Source organism: Metabacillus niabensis, from assembly GCF_020524345.1.
GTDB classification, from domain to species: domain Bacteria; phylum Bacillota; class Bacilli; order Bacillales; family Bacillaceae; genus Metabacillus; species Metabacillus niabensis_B.
Window position 1 is genome coordinate 99,536 of sequence record NZ_JAIVLH010000019.1, and the last position, 19,385, is coordinate 118,920.

Genomic DNA, 19,385 nt, shown 5'->3' on the forward strand with positions numbered 1-19,385 from the left:
TACCAGTCTAGTTTTTTGTGTCAATTTAAAACAGTATTTTGAATGTTCTAAAATTGATGAACATTTTGTTGATATAACAATTGACAAAAAGAAAAATCAGTGAAAAAGTTCACTGATTTTTAGAGTCTTTACTAAATTGTTTTTGCCATATCTTTTAATTGGTCCGAAGTGTCGGCAATTGAATGGATCGCATTTGAGACGTCATTTATAACATCTGTAAAGTTTGTCAGGTCTGTTTTTGCTTGCTCGCTTTGTTGTTTGTTTTTGTTCATAATATCAAGTATCGTATCAAAGAACGAGCTCATATCATCCATTTGATCAGATCCTTTGGTTGTTAAGTCTGCCACTTTATTAATTGAGTCAGAAATACTGTCAATTTGAGTGTGTATATTTGTGATTAAGCTAGATACACCCTGTACAGAACTTTTTGTTTCTTCTGCAAGCTTGCGAACCTCACTTGCTACAACAGCAAAGCCTTTTCCATATTCCCCCGCACGAGCTGATTCAATCGCTGCATTTAATGCTAATAAGTTTGTTTGTTCGGCAATGGATGTAACAATAGAAACAACTTGATTAATTTTCTCGGATGTTTGTTCAAGAGACTTCATTTTTTCAAGGATTTCAACATTGCTTTGTTCAATGAATGTCATTAGTTTACTTTGCTTTTCTAAATCACTTTTTCCGTGGTGAGCTTGTTTTTCCGCGGTTGCGGCAGCTTCCGAACGGTCAACTGAATAAGAAGCGATTTCTTGTGATTGAGCGAGAATTTCCTGAATAAAAGCCTTTGTATGATCAGTTGTCTCTGCTAATTGTACAGCCAGGTGGTTTACTTCCGCACGAATTTGCTGTTTTTCATGCTCACTTTCTGCGCGGACAGAAGCATATTCACGATCATATGCTTCTAAAACAATCTGTTGTTCCAAGCTGAATAATTTACTGATGCTCTGTATGGCTTGTATGATTTCACTTTTTGAGTGGAAATGTGGCTCAATTGTATGAATGACAGATGCAAGAAGCTGCTGAAATCCAGCCATATACCATTTTGCCTCAAGGCCGATTTTTACATGGATATGTGCAATTCTTCTCATTCGCTTAACATCCTCAATATCCATTTGTCCATCAAACATTTTCAATACATGTGCTTTAAGCGTTTCTTTTAAGCGGTCAACTGAGCTGTGTTTGTTAATAATATCAATAAGACCTTGTCCGGCTTCAAATGATGCGTAAAAAGTTTGAACAATTTCTTGAATGTTTTCTTCAATATAAGGTTTAACTTTCAATGCAATCGCGAGGTCGTGTTTTGTGATACCGAGCATGTTGATTTGTGAGAGTAATTCCGGTTCGTCTATTTGTAAAACAACTTTTGATAAAAGTGCTTCGTAATCTTCGTTTTGTACTGAATTTACGGCTTTCTTCTCTTTTCTAAACGATAAGATACCCATGAAAATAATTCCCCATTTCGTAAATATATACTTACTAGGTATATCGGCATGGATGATCAGAGTATTAAGTTTTTAACAAAAATAAAAAAGGTAGAAAGTAAATTCTACCTTTTTGAAAAGTAAATTATTTTGCAATTAAGACTGGAATGGTTGATAATTGTGAGACTTTTTCACTGACACTGCCAAAAATTAATTTCTTTAATCCGCTAATATTACGGTTTCCGACGATGATCAAGTCACCTTCATTTTCTTGGGCGTAGGAGACGATTGCGTCAGATGGTTCACCGTAGGATACAGCAACATTTGCTTTCGCATGATGATGTTGTAATATACGTTTTGCCTCTGTTTCCAGAGTAATTTCTTCTTGAGTTTTGTCTGGATCCACTTCTGAAGATTCAGAGTTTAGCTCCTGTTCCTGTGGTACAGGTATTGCAGGATAGTTTCTCATTTCTCCAGCCGGATAGGAGTGAACGGGTGAAATTAAAGGTGTTTGATCCTGATCTGTTAAGGGATTTAGTGATTTTTCTGTACTTATATATACGACTGATAACTGAGAGTTCATTTTTTTACTCATATTAATTCCTAATTCAAGTGCTTCTTTACTATCGTCTGTCCCGTCAAATGCAACAATTAAATGGTTAAGATCTTTCATGTAAGATCATCCTTTCAAATTGGATTTTGTTAAGACCAAATTAAAAAATGAAATTAAGTAAGATGCTAATGACGACAATTGCTCCAACGACCATTAAAATAGTTCGTACCATGAATGATTCCTCCTAGTTTGTCTATTCCATATTTGCTTTCATAGCTGGTTGTAACATTGGTTTTTTTGCTAGTTTTGCTTCTGAAGAAATGATCTTCTTTAAATCGTTTAATTTTAAATGTGAATATTCTCCATTAATAATGAACGTTATTTCTTGTCCATTTTTAACAGTTAATAAATAGGTAATAAACGTAGTGAAATTTTCTGCATTGATAACGCTTTTATTTTTTGTGACTAGGTAAATACTTCCATTATAGGATTTTGCTAATTGACTAATTTTTATCACTTGATCAATTCGTAAATGATTTTTAAATGTAAATTGTAATGTAATGGGTTTATTCATATGAATTCCTCCATGAAAAATGTTGTATGTTTGTTTTCTCTTTACTTACCTCCTCTTGTAGGGTGAGAAACCTATTTGAAGAAAAATACGACAATAGTCCTGCAGTGGTACTTAGTGCCTATACGACGTATAATGTCGGATGAAAACCATTCATCTTTTAAGGGAAACAAGGTATAGTAGAAGGTGAAGAGAGGAAGGAAGATGGGGATGGAAAAACTAAAGTACATAAGCATGCTTTCTGCCGTTATAACACAGATTGTTGGAATTATTTTTTTATTTATTAACATAAAAATTGCTATTGGATTATTTTTTGTTTATTTTCTTTCATTGCTTGTGCTAGTTATAACCTTTATTAAGATTCGAATAGATGAAAAAAAGGAGGACGACAAAAATGATTATCGTGACTACTGAGACAGTTCCAGGTAAAGAAACAAAGGAATATAAGGGTTTTGTTAGAGGGAGTACTGTTCAATCTAAACATATTGGAAAAGATTTAATGGCCGGGTTAAAAACAATTGTTGGCGGCGAACTAAAAGAGTACACAGAAATGATGGAGGAAGCTCGTCAAAAAGCGATCTTTCGTATGGTTGAGGACGCGAAAGAAAAGGGTGCTAATGCCATTGTATGTATGAGACTTGAATCATCCGCGGTCATGCAAAATGCATCAGAAATCATTGCTTATGGAACAGCAGTTACAGTAGAAGAATAATGGAAAAGAAAAAAGGGCTGCCAGCCCTTTTTTAGTAGCAAATCCCAACTCGTTTATAAATAAATTTATTGTTTAAAAGTTCATGATAGGCAAAATGTGCTGTATCTTGGACAGAGATTTTCATTCCGTCTGGGGGAAGGAAATCAGGGGTAAAACGATAATTTTTCGTTAAATCTCCATCTGGAAGATAAGTTGGGCATACAATCGTCCACATTAAAGAACTGGACTGAAGGTATTGATAGGCTGTTACATGTTCTTCAGCTGCTCTAGTTGTTTTTCTTCTAGATTCGCTTGATTGATATCGATAAAGTTCCGGTTGTGTGCGGGATTGCAAGATACCTGCCGTTCCAATTGTTACAATCCGCTTGATTTGATTAGACTCCATCACCTTGATGATATGGGGAGTAGCTGTTGAGAGAACCTGTTGACCATCTGTGCTTAATGCACTAATGACAGCTTCCTGGTTTTTGATTGTTTTTAAAACATCTTCATACTGTGTGGCATCACCTGCTATGACGTTTAAGTTGGATGATGCTACATCCACTTTCTCAGGAGAGCGAACAAGTGCTGTGACGAAATGACCCTCACGTAAAAGGTAAGACAAAAGTTCTTTCCCCACACGACCTGTTGCCCCAAATAATGCGATATTCATTACCAAAACTCACCTCTTAATATGCTGTGTTTACATTAATGTAACGTATATTCGTAAAAATAGAAATAAACATGCCTATTAGAGGATTAACTGTTAATCTGACTTTTTCTTTACTAGATCCCAATAGTATATTTGTGGAAAACGAACATATATCATATATTCATGAAATAATGTATAACCAACAAACCCAACTTGCTTCCAATCAATCGCATCAAACATATCATTCAGCTCCTTTTCAAAAAAGGTATGTGAACAGGGAAGTCATTTTCTCTACGAGGAATGATGGTGAAATCACATAAAGATCATTTGAGGGTTTACTTATACTATATGGTTCAAAGAACTTGTTTGATACATTTTCATTCAACTGAAAGAGACCAACACATTGTGTTGGTCTCTAGCCAATTATATGGAATTGTTATTGTTGAGAATAACCGCTCATAGATTGTTGAGCCATTGATACTAAACGCTTAGTGATTTCTCCTCCAACAGAACCGTTAGCACGTGAAGTAGTTTCTCCACCAAGGTTAACACCAAACTCAGAAGCGATTTCATACTTCATTTGATCAATTGCTTGAGCTGCTCCTGGTACTACTAATTGATTTGACGAATTGCTGTTTGAACTATTTTGTGCCATCTTATATTCATCTCCTCATAATAGGTTTTTAATGGTTGGGTTAGCTGGGATTGCACCAACATATGAAGGATATTGTCCTTCATAGCCTAACTCGGCGTAACCCATTGATAAAAGGTAGCTGGTTGTGTGTTGCGCTGTTGTTACTAAGTATTATGGTTTTTTTCTTTTATTATATTCAATTTTTTTCTGGTAATTTTTTTCATCTTTGCTTGTGTTTAAAAGAAAAGAAAAAACATCTGATGATTGTTTGTATTATAAAGCAATGCTTACAAAATTATACGCTTATATATAAAGATTCTAATATCCTAGAGAACTTACATAAATGATGATTTATTTTGGGATTCTATAGCTATGAGAGTAATAAAGGGGATGACATGATGCATTTATGTCCTTTGTGTAACGGGCTTGAGCAGAGAACGTTCCAATGTCCAAATTGTCATACAATTATGGAAGATCAGGGAAAGATAACGGATTATTTTGATGATTACAGTGCATATATGGATATTGACATTATGAAACTCTATGATGGTCAACCTGCTTCACTAGAAAATCATCTATGCTTACATTTTTTTTACTGTCCAAGTTGTCAGCATCAAGAAACAACTTCTATTCAGGAATAAGGGAATAAGAAAGAGAGGGCCGTAATGGACCCTCTCTCAATGTTTATCTTATTTTTCACCTGCAGGACGAATTCTTAATTCTGTTTCGTTATCGAAGAAGTGAGCTTTGTTCATATCTAATGCTAAGTCAAGTGATTGACCAGGTTTTACGTCAGTACGAGAGTCAACACGAGCTACGAATGATTGACCATCGATTTCAGAGTAAAGCATTGTTTCAGCACCCATTAACTCGGCAACCTCGATTGTAGCTGTGATTTTTGTGCCTTGGGAAGCATCAATGAAAACAGGCTCATCATGGATTTCTTCTGGACGTACACCCATAAGAATTTCTTTGTTTACATAGCCTTGCTCACGTAGGTATTTCATTTTTCCTTCCGGTACAGCTACAGAAGTCGATCCAAATGAGAATTTACCATCTGTAAGAGTTCCTTTGAAGAAGTTCATTGCAGGTGATCCGATGAATCCACCAACGAATGCATTTTCAGGCTTGTCATACACTTCTTTAGGAGAACCAACTTGTTGGATAATACCATCTTTTAATACAACAAGGCGAGTAGCCATTGTCATCGCTTCTGTTTGGTCATGTGTTACGTAAATAGTTGTTGTTTGTAAGCGTTGGTGAAGTTTTGTAATTTCAGCACGCATTTGTACACGAAGCTTCGCATCAAGGTTTGATAAAGGCTCATCCATTAAGAATACCTTTGCATCACGAACGATCGCACGACCTAATGCAACACGCTGACGCTGACCACCTGATAATGCTTTTGGTTTACGTTGTAAGTATTGTTCAAGACCTAAGATTTTAGCTGCTTCGTTTACACGACGTTCGATTTCGTCTTTTGGTAATTTACGTAGTTTTAGACCGAATGCCATGTTATCATATACATTCATATGTGGGTAAAGAGCGTAGTTTTGGAATACCATCGCGATGTCACGATCTTTTGGTGCAACATCATTCATACGTTTTCCATCGATGAAGAAATCACCTTTTGAAATTTCCTCTAAACCTGCAACCATACGAAGTGTAGTAGATTTACCACAACCAGATGGACCTACGAATACGATAAATTCTTTATCTTGGATATGAAGATTGAAATCTTCTACCGCCGTTACTTTATTGTCATAAATTTTATAAATATTATCTAATTTTAACTCAGCCATTCTTAATTCCTCCCCTTATTTGAAAGCGTTTTAACTTGGTTTTATTGTAAGGGATTTCACTTAAAGAAGTAAACGTACAAGTTGCACGAAAAATACTAGGCTCTTTTGTGCAACTTGTAAACGCTATCTAGTTTTCGTAATGAACCAAAATACTTGCTAGAAAGATAAAGGATGCATTTGAAAATGTACGAATATCCAATCCTGTTTTTTCTAGTAGCTTCTCTAGTCGATATTGAAGACTATTTCTGTGAATAAATAATCTTTTCGCTGTAGATGATGCATTCAAATTTGAGTGAAAAAATGCTTCAATCGTATGGTGAAGTTCTTTGTCCTCTATTGCCTCTAGTAAATGATTTGAGAGTAAGTCTTTTTTACTTGCAGTAGGGGCTTTCATAATGAGAATCGGAAGTGCTTCATAAAAGCTCATCACTTTTTCGCGATTACTAGTTCGATGTAAAGTATGAAAACAACTTTGTTCTAATAAAAACTTTTTCTTTAGATCTTCATCATTTTTTTGTAGTTGTCCTATATAAATAAACGGTTCAACATAAAAGTCGGTTGTCAGTGTATCACTAAAGTCTTTTAACATATCTATTTCAAGTGTAACTTGAGGTTTGTCCTCTACAATGATTCCGTGTGACAGGCTTAACCAAATAACAAGCTCGGAGTTTATGATTCCTTTTACAGCTTCTTCAAAGTTTTGTTTATCATCAATCGGTTGTTTTAAGAAAAAATAATAAAAACGAACAGATGTGTTTTCAGTAGGCAATGGAGATGGTCCCATCTCTTCTGAAAATAAAAATGTATACCATTTCTGTTGACTGATTGTAAACGAATCTTCACTAATATTTTCTAATGGCTGAAAGAGGGAGGAGAGTAATACTTTTTCATTAGCGTGTATAGCCGTTTTCGAAATACCAAAAACTTGACCTGTATCTGTCTGAAACCAGTCATAAGTCGTATCATGTGGAATATATGTAGTTGTCATTGCGTCTTTATAATGTTTCATCAAGTTATCTAACATGAAAGTACTCCTTTTTATCCGTTGTCCATAACTCTATTATAAGTAAGAAACAACATGTATAAAAGGAAAAAGACAGTTCATATCGAACTGTCTACTTATCAGCTATAAACGGAGGATCTTCTTCTATAAGATCGCGGGCTTCTTCAATATTTGTAGAATCCTCTCTCATGTGGACAGAGCCTCCCGATAACCCTTCATTAATCATACGATCTATATCTAAATATGCCTTGTCTTTACCTTCATAATTAAGATCTTGCTTTACACCTAATTCTTTATCGGCCATCTTTTTAACCCTCCTTTTGCACATAGTTTGTGCGGAAGGAGATATGTTCATTCATAAACATGAAACAGCATTAATTCGTGAATTTGTGATTGGAGGTCTGTTTCCGCTTCTTTAGGAGGCTTTTGGGATCCCCACTCAATTTGACCATTTTTATGATACACCCCATCATAGTGTGCTCCCCGAAAGTAAAAGGAAATTCGCCAACCAGGTAAATTTGCTTGTTTGAACATTGGTTTGTATTGAAAATGTGTAATCAACTAAACCGCTCCTTTCCTGTTATATTGAAACTATACGGCGAAAAGGGGGGAATTCCTCCTACCTAATACTGGAATGTTTGGTTAGGGATTGAAAGAGTTCACCTAACTGGACAATCCGTTTAAGTTGAATATCCTTTTCATCAAAAATCATCGGTTTTGAATTCACTTCAAAAAGAATAGGGGAACCGGTTGATGTTAAGCCTATATCCATTGAAAATTCTCCAATGAACCCAATCCTCTTCGTTAATGTGTTTCCGATCTCATTGGCTAGCCAGTCAATTTCCTTAATGGAACAGCGGTCTTGAACTTTATGAAAGGGAAGAATTTCTCCTCCATTAGGTACATGTGTAACAATGGAGTCTTTCCTCCCCTTACGGACCCCAATGCCAACAGATGTATATCTTCCTTCTGTATACATACAAAGAACCCGTAAATCATATTTACACGCATCAAACTTGTCCGTTTGAACTTCTTCTTGCATTATATACAAATTAGGTTTAAGAGAGTTCTCCAGCCAATTTGAAAATTCTTCATTTGAAAGTGGACTTTGTTCCAATGTTGTTTGAACTGTAAAGTGATGTTCGTTTTTCATAACTTTAATGATTCCGCTGCCTTTATAACCATTTACAGGTTTAAGGTAGAGCGAAGGATATGTATGAAGGAGTTTAACCAGATCTGATTGTTTTGTGTATTTCCAAGTAGCAGGTAAGTAAGATTGCAGGTTTTTCTCTTTAGAAAGGATCAAGTGACAATCCCATTTGTTGAAAAAGCCTGGATTAAAGAATGGTTTTTCTGTTTGCTGATAAAGTTCATATAGATGTTGAAATTCAACAGATAATTCTTCAGATCTTGTCGAAATCTTATTATAAATGAGGTCTGGAAAAGGGAAAGAGATCTTTCCCCATCTGTTGTAACCTTCAAAATAAACATATCCTGTTATCCCTGTTTCGTGAATGCCGGCGGTTGTAAAAACAAATGATAGAATGCCGCTTTCTTTCAATTCCTTCTGAATGGCTTTAAAAACAGAGATGTCTCCTCGAAACGCATCCTTTTTTTGTCCTTTACTTGCGAATATGCCAACAAGTGGGTGGTTATAGGTCTCCATTTACAAGTTCCTCAGGTTGAAGAATCGCTTTTTTTGATAAATAAAGGCCATACTGCAAGGATGCTTTGCGGGTTAATAGGTCAGCATCTTTTAGCTCAGGGTGTGAAAAGATGGACCTTCCAGGCTTAGAATTTGCCTCAAACATCCATACTCTTCCATCTACATCAATTCCTAAATCAAAGCCAATTTCTCCAATAAAGCCTGTAATCTGTTGATCAATTCTTTTGCTTAATTTGATTGCAGCTTCTGTTAAATGATGGAGGGCTTTCAATCTCTCTTGTGGATCATCGTAAATTTCCTCCAGGCTTTTCACAACACCGCCATTGTTTAAGTGGGTTGTCACACTTCCTCTACCTGCAACCTTAGCCGCAAGTGCTGTAACCTTCCATTCTTCATGTTCATCTTTATTTGTATGAATGCGAAAATCAATCGGTTTCCCATCGATTCGGGCAAGTTTTATTCCTTGTTGGGCCAAATAGCTTGAGAGCCGTCTGTCTTTAAAGCATGCTTTTAGAAAGCTTTCAAGTGAAGAATACTTCCTGAGCCGATTGATTTCATGATCGTCACGATATCGTGAGTAATACATATTCTCGTCACGAGAATACATGAGATGAAATACGCCTAAACCTAAACTGCCATTTGCAGGTTTTAAGTAAATGCTTTGGTATTTAGCAAGCATCTCTTCCATTTGGCTTATTGTGGGTGTATGAATGGTTTCAGGTAAATATAAGGAAGCATCATGGTCATGAATGAGAAGCTGATGAATGGACCATTTATTGAAAAAGCCTGGATTATACCAAGGTATAGAGTACTCTTCTATGAGACGTTTTTTGACTAGTTTAAGTGCGTTGTGGTTTTCGATTCGTCGATTAGGAAGACGGTCGTACACCACATTAGGGAATGGAAAGAGCTCTTTTTTCCAACCGGCTTTTCCATATGTGTATCCCTCAATTGTGCCTTCTTCCCAATTAATATGATGTGCTCCGAACACATAAGAGTGTATTCCAAGTGATTGATCAATTGATAAGAACTTCGCGAAAAAGAGAGAACGCTCACCAATTGGTCGTAATAGTGACTCCGTAAATCCTGCTGTGAAAATACCGATAATAGGTCCTAAATATAAAATGTTTTCATGTGTAATAAGAGTGGTGCTTCCACCGATCGGAAGAAGAAGCTGTTTGGCGACTTCTTGTGAAACGAGAATCGTATCTTGTAAGTGATCTTCATAAATGATTTCACAAGGCATGATGAACGTACCAAATGAAACGGAGTGAATCTCTTCATCAAGCTGTGAATGTGTAGGTAAATGAATCATAAAGTCCTGTGAATCCGTTTGTTGGATTGAGTATATCTTAGTCAATGATCGTAGCTCCTTTTTGATTATTTTTTGAGCTCAAATAGTTGCAATAAGCTAATGGTGAATCATAAAGAGTGTGTTTTAACTCAGGCTTTGTTTCAATGAATGTTTTTCTCCCGGGCTTTGAATTTACATCCAATACCCAGATTGAGCCGTCTTTGGCATAGCCAATATCAATTCCAAGCTCGAAAAGCCGACCAAAGCTGTCTTCAAGTAGGGGTGGAAGATGTGAAGTAATAGTGGATAGCTCATCTTCAAGAAGAAATCTTTGTCTGGGTGTGAGCTGCTCAGACCACTGCTTATAGGTAATGGGCTCTCCACCAGTTGTTAAATTTGATAAAAATGATCCTTGGTACCCTTTTCTTACACCTTTTTCAACTAGTGACCAGTTACCGTCCGCATCCTTTTGGAGAAGAATGCGTATATCAAATGGATATCCTTCACGATCGACAAGTGGAAGGAGAGGTTGAAGAAGATAGCTTTGTTGCTTTAGTAGACGTCCACACCAGTCTATAAATCGTTCTACATGTTCAAACGATTTCGTTTTTTTATCAGGGCCGCTATGGTATGTGATCGTTATTTCTTTTTGAGTTTGATGTATGGCGACAATGCCGATACCTCTTGATCCAACAACAGGCTTCAATAAACAGCTTGCATCATTTCTTAAGCGATTTAAAATTTGTATGGGTGTTGAAATCAGCTCAGTGTCAGGTAAGTATGAATTAAGGTGGTTATGTTTTTGAATGGTAGAATAAACCTCCCATTTATTAGGTAACCCAAATCCTAAAAACGTGGTAACGGGATTTTTTTTCAGCCACTCGACAATTGGTTTACATCTCTTTGAAGCTTTACTTTGATTGTAAAAGCAGCGGTCATAAATAAATGGAGGAATCGAAAATGTATCACTTATCCAGGATTGCGTTTGCGGATCAAACGTTTCACCTTTAATCGTTAAGTCTAAAGGGTCAATAGAATCAGGGACAAATCGAACACAATTCATCCCGTATGAAGTACTTCGTTTGGCAATCTCTGTCACGTATCCATGTTCATGTGATAAGTGAACGGACATTATTCCTAATGATATCTGTTCCAAGTACAACACTCCTTTTGTCTAAAATGCCGGCTGTTTTTGTTCATATAAAAAAATACAATATTGGATTATGGATTTTGCCGACGGCCGGACTTTTCCGGATTTAAGATCATCCTCTGATTTTGATGGTTTAGTATTAACCTCAATGATCCAAGGATGGCCATTTTCATCGAGTGAAAGGTCAATACCAAATTCCCCGAATTCTCCACCAGCTTGAATGCAGATAACCTCTACAATTTCTATCGAAAGCTCAGCTAATAACTTCCGTAAATGACCTGCTTCTTTCTCTCCGAAAAGCTCTTGCAGTATTTCTTTTGTTTTGTATATCTCGCCGCCTCTTGCTAAATTTGCAACAAACTGCTGTTCTGCTGATACTCTTGCGACAGCAGAAGTAACCTTCCATTGGTGACGGTCTTTTTTATGACATAAAAACCGGAAATCAAGGGTGCGATTTTTATAGGATTTAAGTGGGATTGTTTCTTGTAAAAGAAAGCCTTCTTTTTTTAATCTTGGATACAATGTTTTGAATAGTTCTTCAAAGCTTTGATATTCTTTGTTGATATCACCGGAAAAAGTTGTGTAATCAAGATAGTATTGGTTTTCGTCGGTTTGTTTTACCCGAAAGATTCTTTTTCCCTGACTACCGTTGATCGGCTTTATAAAAAGATCCCTTTTCTCAGTGAGCATATTTTTTAACATGTTCTTCGATTCTAGCAATTGACTTTCAGGTAGATAGGGTAGGAGATGTTCATTTGCTGAAAGAATTTGATGCACTTCCCATTTGTTTAAAAAGCGATCATTAAAGTACGGAATTTTATTTTCAATTAAATCTGACGTGAGATCCAAAAACTTCTTTGATTTTTCTAGGAATCGAGAATGAATTCGGTTGTGTACAACGTCAGGATATGGCACAGTTGTTTTGATCCACTTATCTTGATGAAAACAATAACCCTGCATCATTTGTTTGTTATAAGATGAAAAGGAAAAAATATAGAATAAACAACCATTGGTATAACAATTTGCAGCAAGCTCTTTGCAAAACTCATGGATGGATCCAAAATGTACATGGCGATCTTTTTCTTTGATTTCCGTTAAAAGGCCAATGATGGGACCAAGCTTTAAATGTCTTTGGGTCATTAATTGCCCTTGAAGTGACAGTGTTTGATGTGGTAGATGAAGTTCATCAAAGATACGGGTAGGTAAGGACAAACTAAGATCCTCTTCATCTATAAATACGATTGGACAGGACACAGTATGCATCCCGCAACTAATTTTCAAGGTAAGAATATTTTTGGAGAGACCCAGATGTTTTCTTAGGCCCACGCTTATTTCACATATATCAAGTTTAGAAGTTACATTTTCTGTAATTTCAATTGTTTTTTGTATCATGTAATTCCCTCATTTGCTCGAGATGAAGCCAACCTCTATAATGTTCTTAGGCAGATGTTGATATAACATCGTATGTGACGAAAAAAAATCGGTGATGTTGTGGAAGGTAGATGGTAATGGAACAAATGATAACAGCATTAATCATGATAATTGTTGGGGCAGCAATTGGAGGAGTGACAAACTCCCTGGCTATTAAAATGTTATTTCGACCCTATAAAGCAATCTATTTTTTAGGGAAAAGAGTACCTTTTACACCTGGTTTGATTCCAAAGAGAAGAGATGAGCTTGCAACTCAGTTAGGAAAAATGGTTGTGGAACATTTGTTAACAGCTGAAGGAATTAAACGCAAATTTCTGCAAGCACAGTTTCAAGACCAGCTCATTTCATGGGGGGAAACACAAGTAAAAAAGGTGACGAACTCAGAAAAAACAGTTGAGCAAATTTTGGAGTCTTTTAATGTGAATGAACCATCACAAAAGGCTGATGAGCTGCTCAAAACGTTTCTAAAGGGAAAATATGAAGAGCTGATTCACGAGAATAAAAGCAAACCTCTTCAAGAACTGCTTCCAAAAAACCTGTTAGATGAGGCGTACGTTGCGATCCCAAAAATTGGACAATTTATTATTGATAAAGGTATTTCCTATTTTGAAAGTAATGAAGGCAAGCAAAAGCTCAAAAAAATGATCGAAGACTTTTTGGCGACTAGAGGAATGCTCGGAAATATGATCGGGATGTTTTTAGGAAATGAAAGTCTTGTAGATAAGGTTCAACCCGAGGTCCTGAAATTTTTGAAAAACAAAGAAACACATGTACTCATTACAACATTAATTGGTCGGGAATGGAATCACATTCAAGACATGACTCTTGATGAACTGGATCAAAAATGGGGCATCTTTGAGAAGGGCTCAACAATCGTAAATACAGTCGTTGAGACATTAAACGTTCAGGATTTGCTATCGAAACCAATCTCAGCATATTTAAAGCCAAATGAAGATAAAATCATTCAGGAATGGCTTCCGAAGCTGGTGACTCTCTCCATTCAATATCTGACCTCACACCTTGAGGAAATGCTTAAGAAATTAAAGCTGGAAGATGTTGTGCGCGAACAGGTGGAAACTTTTGCAGTGGAGCGGCTTGAGGACATTATTCTCTCTATTTCCCGTAGAGAGTTTAAGATGATTACCTATCTTGGGGCACTGCTTGGAGGAATGATTGGAGGATTACAAGCAATCATTGTCATGTTTATACAGTAAATTCCTCACATCAAATGCAATTTTGAAAAGAGTTTGTTATAGTGAAAGAAGAGCCTACATAGGTTAAAACTAGAAAGGAGGCTCATCATATGTCAGAGAATTTATATGATGTTGCATACAACTTAGAAAAAGCACTACGTGAAAGTGATGATTTCAAAAACCTAAAAAGACTTTATGAAGAAGTGAACGCAGATGAATCTGCAAGCAGAATGTTTGAAAACTTCCGTAATATTCAATTAAACCTGCAGCAAAAACAAATGCAAGGTGAAGAAATTACGCAGGATGAAATCGATCAGGCACAAAAATCTGTGCAGCTTGTTCAACAGCATGAATTAATCTCTCAATTAATGGCTGCAGAACAACGTTTAAGTATGGTCGTAACAGAATTAAACAAAATCATTATGAAGCCGCTTGAGGAAATGTACGGAAGTCAGTAAGACGACCCTATATACATAAACATTTGTAAATTTGATGCAGAATGGACTAAGGTCCGTTCTGTTTTTTTTTAGGGAAAATTTATCATGTCCCATCTATTGTTCTATTTTTCCTAAAAGGGACATAACTTCATAATAGGTTTTGACATCTGTAGAAGGGGGACCTGTTGTGACTGCTTATCGATTACTTGCTTTGAATATTGATGGAACATTGCTTCGATCAAATGGTCGTCTTCAGCCATCCACGAAAGAGGCAATTGAATTTGTGAAGGGTAAAGAAGTGTATGTGACGCTTGTAACAAATAGACATTTTCAATCTGCGAGAAAGCTGGCAAAAGCATTAAAGCTGGATTCTTTACTTGTTACACATGGTGGAGCGTTCATCTCAGAAAATTTAGATAAGCCATTATTTGAAAAGCGAATTTCAGAGGAAACAACATTCAATCTTGTGCAAGTATTAGAGAATTTCAATTGTAATATTCGTCTTACACATGAAAGGTTTTCAATTGGAAATCGAAAAAAAGTATCACCGAACTTATTAAGCAAATCGATCCTTAATACATCAGATTCAATGTTTTATCCTGTTCAGTTTGTGGATTCCCTGGGAGATACTCTTCGTGATGAACCGGTTTCTGCAACAAGAATTGATGTTCATTTTAAACATGAAGATGAAAAACAGGAAGCTGAGACCGTCGTGAAGGAAGCTTTTGATATGGTCGATATTCAAAGTCATTTGTCATCAACTAGCTTTGACATCGTCAGAAAGGGAGTATCAAAGGAGAATGGGTTGCGTGCTTTAGCGAGTCATTTGAACATTCCTTTAGATCAAACAGTGGCAATTGGTGATGCTGAGGACGATATCGGGATGATTTCTTCAGCAGGATTAGGTGTTGCGATGTGGAATGCACCGTTTGAAGTAAAGCGTGCTGCTGATTGGGTGACACGATCTAATAATCAGCAAGGTGTTGATTATATGGTCAAGGAGCATTTTCGCAAGCAACAAAGACAGGATTTTTTACGTAAAATTAAAATTGATCAATAAGAAGAAGGGGGGGGGGTTATTCTTTCCCTTCTTCTATTTTTTTATCAATGGATAATCTGTTAGCTTTCCTTCATATACGAGCTGAAAATGTGGATTCTTGCGAAAGTCATCAGGGGTGACTAAGGCAGGGAGTTTATCCCATAACTTAATTCCGGAGCGATGAAGCATTTCAGCAACGAATTGTGAGCAAAAATACGAATTGCTGAATTCTACGGGTTCATTTAAGGAAACACCTAATACACCAATTAAGTTATAAAGGAATCTTTTCTGATTCTTAATAAAAACATTCAATACCCTTCTCATTTTTTCCACATCCCGGCTAGTTACTTCCAGTTTATAGATAACACAGGTTGTTTCAGGATATTTACTATATGTTCCTGTATGGATATCTTCTTTCACAAATCCTCCGTTAATAGGGTTATTAGGATTTTTTCTTCCAAAGCTGTACATTTCAGTTAAATGTGCATCAAATGCAATGGAAGCATGATTATAAGGAGCTTTTGTATATTTTTTAATAGACTTAGTAAATAATGTCCCCGTGTCGGTTAGTAAAATATAAATAAACGTTTTTGAAGTCATTTCGTTTCCCTCTTTTAAATTCTTCCATAATATTCTATCCTTAATTATACAATAGAAATACAAAGTTGGAGGAATAAAGGTGATATCAACCCTTTGGACATTAGGTATTATTTTTCTTAGTTTAAGTTGTGTACATCTCATTTTTATCTTTACGAGCAAAAAGCAACCGAAAAAAGATTTTTCGGGTGTTTTTATGCGTGTCAAAACATGGTGGGGTATGTTTGCGGTCTTTTGTATCGCTACTTTATTTAATCCCATTGTTTCGTTGTTTTCCTTGATGCTGTTATGCTTTTTTGCATTAAAGGAATATTTTTCGATGATGAAAACAAGGAAAGCAGATCGACGGTTATTTCTTTGGTCATATTTGGCGATTCCTGTTCAGTTTTATTGGATTTTTATCGGATGGTACGGTATGTTTATTGTCTTTATACCAGTTTATGTTTTTTTATTTTTGCCGTTACCACGTTTATTAGGTAAGGGAACCAGTGGTTTTCTTCGTTCTGTCAGTTCAACTCAATGGGGCTTAATGCTGATGGTTTTCGGACTTAGTCACTTAGCTCACTTTCAATTTGCTACACCTGAATACGGAGCGAATCTTGTTTTATTTTTAGTTGTTTTAACACAGCTCAATGATATTGCTCATTATTTGATCTCTACTTATCTGGGAAAAAGAAAGGTTGTTCCTTCAGCAAACCCGACCATCACGTGGGAGGGATATATAGGAGCAACAATCATCACAATTGCAGCAGCATATTTCATTTACCCGTACTTAACACCATTTGATCATACATTTGCTTTATTTTCAGGTCTTTTAATCAGTTTAAGTGGTTTCTTCGGAAGCTTGACGATTTCTGTTTTACGAAGAGATTTATTAATTGGAGATCAAGAGAAGTTAAAGATGCTGCACAAAAGCTATTTAACTCGTGTTGATAGTTTAGCTTATACATCACCTGTGTTTTTTCATGTGATTCGTTATTTTTTTGATTTTATGTAAAAAGCGGATTGATCCGCATACTAGGCGTTTATCCTAATCAAGGGTAACGCCTTCTTTTTATGGGGGAATTGAAAGAGTTTAAGGAGGAATTAATGGCGATATAGAGAATACCTTTAATTTACTATTGGTTTTAAGGAGGGGACCGTATGAAATTTGTTTTAATTTTTGGTCCGCAGGCAGTTGGAAAAATGACAGTTGGTCAGGAACTAGCTAAAATGACTGGACTAAAGCTGTTTCATAACCATATGACAATTGATTTGGTCAATCCATTCTTTAACTACGGAACACAGGAAGGAAAAAGATTAGTCAATTTGTTTCGACAAGAACTATTTGAAGAAGTATCAAAAAGCAGCTTGTATGGCATGATTTTTACATATGTATGGGCATTTGATCACCAATCAGATTGGGATTATGTTGATAAAGTCTGCCGGATTTTCGAGTCAAAAGGCGGGACTGTTTACTTTGTAGAACTTGAGGCTGACCTGGAAGAAAGACTTAAGCGAAATAAAAGTCCTAATAGACTTGAACATAAGCCAACAAAAAGAAATGTTGAATGGTCGGAAAGAGAATTAAAAGAGTCACTGAAAACATACAGATTGAATTCCCATAAGGGTGAAGTTGTCAGAGAAGAATATATAAAAATAAACAATACGAACTTGGGAGCAGAAGAAGTAGCTAAGATTATTAAAGATCGATTTCAATTATAGGTTTTATGGAGGATATCAGTGGGGATGATGGGAAATCGCCAAGCTATGGCCGATAAATTGCGCGCAATGGAGGGATAACAGCGATTATGGTTCGAAATCATCAAGAAATGGAGGGAATTGCGTGCCTCATTGCACTTAATAATTGGCATGCAAGGCCAGCAAATAAAAAAGGTCCCCCATGTTCGCGCAATTTGTTATGTAAGTTCTTCTAAGTTGAATCATTTATTAAGTTACGAATTCAAGAATTTAACCCCAAACAGAATATAAAGAATCGAAGAAGCCCCAATAAAGAAAAGAAAAAATCCTAATTGTTGTCGTTTGGAGCCATTTTTTAACCAGTTCCAACGCTTACTCTCCGTATCAAGCCAAAGAAAGTCAACAATTGATGCGACAAGTATTACTACTAGGAATGTAACAAAACCCATGGATTTTTTTCTCCTTTCTTGTTTGTTTATATGATACCATTATATGGAATTAGTGAGAATTCATACTTATTAAAGAAGAACAAATTGATTAAGGGGGAATCATGCTAAAAACGATAAGAAGGATAATTGCAGTAATAGTTATTATTCTTGCATGCTATGGGTTGTTTACTAAAGACTATGATATGCAACAATATATGATGTTTTTTCTCAGTTTATTGATGTTGGTGATGGGAATAGAGGAGTTTCAAAATGGACAAAAAATGTATGCGAATATTTGTATAGCTGTTTGCTTATTTCTGTTGTTTATTTCCTTTCTAGGTTTTTAATCAATCTAGCTAAACTAATTTACACCAGACCAGCTAAGAGAAAAGCTGGCATTACATAAACTATCGTTTGTCGTCGTGGTTGCTCCGCTACAAATGCAAAAAACTCTACTTTTTTCACTAAGTTACCATAGCAATCATAATAGAGAAAAACAAACCCCATAAAAAAGTTAAACATCTAGTAATAGAAGTTAACTTTTTTATGTATCATATTTTGTTTTTATAATAAAATACAAAAATTATACTAGTAATTATATAGTGCAACCCGATTACAGATGTACAATCTGATAATACAGTCCATAAATGATTTTGTTTAATCAGATACATCCAAATAAAGAAACTAATAATAAATACTAAGGGGAAAATTATATAAAATCCACAAAATATAGCTTTAAATTCTTGTTCATATTCCAAACTCTTTAACTAAGACATAGATTTAAGGACTTTAACTTTGCCAAATAAACAACTAGTTTCAGATTATGTGAAAATGCCAGTATTACAAAAGGGGCTATTTATTGATTTTACATTACCTTCAAAAGTATTACTTGCCCAAGGTCCTCGTCCTTCTAAACATTTTGCTGAGTACCAAGTCAGAAATGCAGTTAAGCCAATAATATTTCCACCTATTCCAATTTTAAGTAATAATTTAGCAGCTTCTTTATAAGCTTTTTTCTGCAATTTGGATAGTCAACAGTAAACTAGACAACTTTTTTAAGGTGTTCAAGTTTGAATTCTATTGGGCTTAGATAGCCTAGTGTTCCATGAATTCTTTTGTTATTAAACCAATGGATATAGGTAT

The 19,385-nt window shown here is 35.8% G+C and carries 27 protein-coding genes; 9 read left to right on the top strand and 18 right to left on the bottom strand.

Annotation, left to right across the window (positions count from 1 at the left end; translation table 11 throughout):
• Window positions 1–131: 131 nt before the first annotated feature.
• From LC095_RS19650 to LC095_RS19660, 3 genes are all read right to left on the bottom strand, one after another.
• Window positions 132–1,442 carry a globin-coupled sensor protein gene (locus LC095_RS19650; protein ID WP_226529774.1) on the bottom strand — a complete coding sequence of 437 codons (1,311 nt, stop codon included), beginning with the start codon at window positions 1,440–1,442 and terminating at the stop codon, window positions 132–134.
• A gap of 124 nt (window positions 1,443–1,566) precedes the next feature.
• Complete coding sequence (locus LC095_RS19655) at window positions 1,567–2,094, bottom strand: universal stress protein (RefSeq protein ID WP_226529775.1); 528 nt, start codon at window positions 2,092–2,094, stop codon at window positions 1,567–1,569.
• A 133-nt stretch (window positions 2,095–2,227) separates the two neighbouring features.
• Window positions 2,228–2,548 (bottom strand): hypothetical protein, encoded by a 321-nt coding sequence (locus tag LC095_RS19660; RefSeq protein WP_226529776.1) that lies wholly within the window; start codon window positions 2,546–2,548, stop codon window positions 2,228–2,230.
• A 207-nt stretch (window positions 2,549–2,755) separates the two neighbouring features.
• Here LC095_RS19660 and LC095_RS19665 point away from each other — a divergent pair, with 207 nt between their 5' ends.
• A complete protein-coding gene (locus tag LC095_RS19665; protein WP_226529777.1) occupies window positions 2,756–2,959 on the top strand; it encodes a hypothetical protein in 204 nt (67 codons plus the stop codon).
• A complete protein-coding gene (locus LC095_RS19670) occupies window positions 2,940–3,257 on the top strand; it encodes a YbjQ family protein (RefSeq protein WP_026560356.1) in 318 nt (105 codons plus the stop codon). Before LC095_RS19665 ends, LC095_RS19670 begins: the two co-directional genes overlap by 20 nt.
• A gap of 31 nt (window positions 3,258–3,288) precedes the next feature.
• On the opposite strand, the gene LC095_RS19675 is transcribed toward LC095_RS19670, so the two are convergent.
• The 3 genes from LC095_RS19675 to LC095_RS19680 all read right to left on the bottom strand — a co-directional run bounded on the left by LC095_RS19675 (window position 3,289) and on the right by LC095_RS19680 (window position 4,543).
• On the bottom strand, window positions 3,289–3,909 hold the full coding sequence (locus tag LC095_RS19675; protein WP_226529778.1) for an NAD(P)-dependent oxidoreductase: 621 nt from the start codon (window positions 3,907–3,909) through the stop codon (window positions 3,289–3,291).
• Between the two features lie 93 nt (window positions 3,910–4,002).
• A complete protein-coding gene (locus tag LC095_RS26925; protein ID WP_264143627.1) occupies window positions 4,003–4,128 on the bottom strand; it encodes a hypothetical protein in 126 nt (41 codons plus the stop codon).
• A gap of 196 nt (window positions 4,129–4,324) precedes the next feature.
• The gene (locus tag LC095_RS19680; RefSeq protein ID WP_078435568.1) at window positions 4,325–4,543 is read right to left on the bottom strand and encodes an alpha/beta-type small acid-soluble spore protein; all 219 of its coding nucleotides are present in this window, start codon (window positions 4,541–4,543) and stop codon (window positions 4,325–4,327) included.
• A 377-nt stretch (window positions 4,544–4,920) separates the two neighbouring features.
• On the opposite strand from LC095_RS19680, the gene LC095_RS19685 reads away from it, so the two are divergent.
• The gene (locus LC095_RS19685; RefSeq protein ID WP_226529779.1) at window positions 4,921–5,163 is read left to right on the top strand and encodes a hypothetical protein; all 243 of its coding nucleotides are present in this window, start codon (window positions 4,921–4,923) and stop codon (window positions 5,161–5,163) included.
• 48 nt (window positions 5,164–5,211) lie between these two features.
• Here the strand turns inward: LC095_RS19685 and LC095_RS19690 are convergent, their stop codons facing one another.
• The 8 genes from LC095_RS19690 to LC095_RS19725 all read right to left on the bottom strand — a co-directional run bounded on the left by LC095_RS19690 (window position 5,212) and on the right by LC095_RS19725 (window position 12,829).
• Window positions 5,212–6,324 (bottom strand): ABC transporter ATP-binding protein, encoded by a 1,113-nt coding sequence (locus tag LC095_RS19690; protein WP_226529780.1) that lies wholly within the window; start codon window positions 6,322–6,324, stop codon window positions 5,212–5,214.
• Window positions 6,325–6,451: 127 nt separating this feature from the next.
• Entirely contained in the window at window positions 6,452–7,348 is an 897-nt protein-coding gene (locus LC095_RS19695) for a PucR family transcriptional regulator (protein WP_226529781.1), read from the bottom strand.
• A 91-nt stretch (window positions 7,349–7,439) separates the two neighbouring features.
• Window positions 7,440–7,631 (bottom strand): hypothetical protein, encoded by a 192-nt coding sequence (locus LC095_RS19700; RefSeq protein ID WP_226529782.1) that lies wholly within the window; start codon window positions 7,629–7,631, stop codon window positions 7,440–7,442.
• 47 nt (window positions 7,632–7,678) lie between these two features.
• The gene (locus LC095_RS19705) at window positions 7,679–7,888 is read right to left on the bottom strand and encodes a YheE family protein (RefSeq protein WP_216776014.1); all 210 of its coding nucleotides are present in this window, start codon (window positions 7,886–7,888) and stop codon (window positions 7,679–7,681) included.
• A 58-nt stretch (window positions 7,889–7,946) separates the two neighbouring features.
• The gene (locus LC095_RS19710) at window positions 7,947–8,993 is read right to left on the bottom strand and encodes a YheC/YheD family protein (protein WP_226529783.1); all 1,047 of its coding nucleotides are present in this window, start codon (window positions 8,991–8,993) and stop codon (window positions 7,947–7,949) included.
• Window positions 8,980–10,353 carry a YheC/YheD family protein gene (locus tag LC095_RS19715; RefSeq protein WP_226529784.1) on the bottom strand — a complete coding sequence of 458 codons (1,374 nt, stop codon included), beginning with the start codon at window positions 10,351–10,353 and terminating at the stop codon, window positions 8,980–8,982. The genes LC095_RS19710 and LC095_RS19715 overlap by 14 nt, the downstream gene beginning before the upstream one ends.
• Window positions 10,346–11,443: a YheC/YheD family protein gene (locus tag LC095_RS19720; protein WP_226529785.1), complete on the bottom strand. Its 1,098-nt coding sequence runs from the start codon at window positions 11,441–11,443 to the stop codon at window positions 10,346–10,348. Before LC095_RS19720 ends, LC095_RS19715 begins: the two co-directional genes overlap by 8 nt.
• 18 nt (window positions 11,444–11,461) lie before the next feature.
• On the bottom strand, window positions 11,462–12,829 hold the full coding sequence (locus tag LC095_RS19725; RefSeq protein WP_226529786.1) for a YheC/YheD family protein: 1,368 nt from the start codon (window positions 12,827–12,829) through the stop codon (window positions 11,462–11,464).
• A gap of 116 nt (window positions 12,830–12,945) precedes the next feature.
• Here LC095_RS19725 and LC095_RS19730 point away from each other — a divergent pair, with 116 nt between their 5' ends.
• From LC095_RS19730 to LC095_RS19740, 3 genes are all read left to right on the top strand, one after another.
• Window positions 12,946–14,082, top strand: coding sequence for a DUF445 domain-containing protein (locus tag LC095_RS19730; protein WP_226529787.1), 1,137 nt, complete (start codon window positions 12,946–12,948; stop codon window positions 14,080–14,082).
• Between the two features lie 89 nt (window positions 14,083–14,171).
• On the top strand, window positions 14,172–14,519 hold the full coding sequence (locus tag LC095_RS19735) for a YlbF family regulator (RefSeq protein WP_026560343.1): 348 nt from the start codon (window positions 14,172–14,174) through the stop codon (window positions 14,517–14,519).
• A gap of 166 nt (window positions 14,520–14,685) precedes the next feature.
• The gene (locus LC095_RS19740; protein ID WP_226529799.1) at window positions 14,686–15,558 is read left to right on the top strand and encodes a Cof-type HAD-IIB family hydrolase; all 873 of its coding nucleotides are present in this window, start codon (window positions 14,686–14,688) and stop codon (window positions 15,556–15,558) included.
• 33 nt (window positions 15,559–15,591) lie between these two features.
• On the opposite strand, the gene LC095_RS19745 is transcribed toward LC095_RS19740, so the two are convergent.
• The gene (locus tag LC095_RS19745) at window positions 15,592–16,137 is read right to left on the bottom strand and encodes a hypothetical protein (RefSeq protein WP_226529788.1); all 546 of its coding nucleotides are present in this window, start codon (window positions 16,135–16,137) and stop codon (window positions 15,592–15,594) included.
• Window positions 16,138–16,216: 79 nt separating this feature from the next.
• Here LC095_RS19745 and LC095_RS19750 point away from each other — a divergent pair, with 79 nt between their 5' ends.
• Both LC095_RS19750 and LC095_RS19755 read left to right on the top strand, forming a co-directional pair.
• Window positions 16,217–17,131 (top strand): phosphatidate cytidylyltransferase, encoded by a 915-nt coding sequence (locus LC095_RS19750; protein WP_226529789.1) that lies wholly within the window; start codon window positions 16,217–16,219, stop codon window positions 17,129–17,131.
• Window positions 17,132–17,277: 146 nt separating this feature from the next.
• Entirely contained in the window at window positions 17,278–17,838 is a 561-nt protein-coding gene (locus LC095_RS19755) for an AAA family ATPase (protein WP_226529790.1), read from the top strand.
• Window positions 17,839–18,068: 230 nt separating this feature from the next.
• On the opposite strand, the gene LC095_RS19760 is transcribed toward LC095_RS19755, so the two are convergent.
• Window positions 18,069–18,263, bottom strand: coding sequence for a hypothetical protein (locus LC095_RS19760; protein ID WP_226529791.1), 195 nt, complete (start codon window positions 18,261–18,263; stop codon window positions 18,069–18,071).
• Window positions 18,264–18,364: 101 nt separating this feature from the next.
• Here LC095_RS19760 and LC095_RS19765 point away from each other — a divergent pair, with 101 nt between their 5' ends.
• The gene (locus LC095_RS19765) at window positions 18,365–18,589 is read left to right on the top strand and encodes a DUF3953 domain-containing protein (protein WP_226529792.1); all 225 of its coding nucleotides are present in this window, start codon (window positions 18,365–18,367) and stop codon (window positions 18,587–18,589) included.
• 474 nt (window positions 18,590–19,063) lie between these two features.
• Here LC095_RS19765 and LC095_RS19770 read toward each other — a convergent pair whose 3' ends face one another.
• Both LC095_RS19770 and LC095_RS27295 read right to left on the bottom strand, forming a co-directional pair.
• Entirely contained in the window at window positions 19,064–19,264 is a 201-nt protein-coding gene (locus LC095_RS19770; RefSeq protein WP_226529793.1) for a hypothetical protein, read from the bottom strand.
• 20 nt (window positions 19,265–19,284) lie between these two features.
• Window positions 19,285–19,377 carry an IS3 family transposase gene (locus LC095_RS27295; protein WP_226529800.1) on the bottom strand — a complete coding sequence of 31 codons (93 nt, stop codon included), beginning with the start codon at window positions 19,375–19,377 and terminating at the stop codon, window positions 19,285–19,287.
• Window positions 19,378–19,385 lie beyond the last annotated feature (8 nt).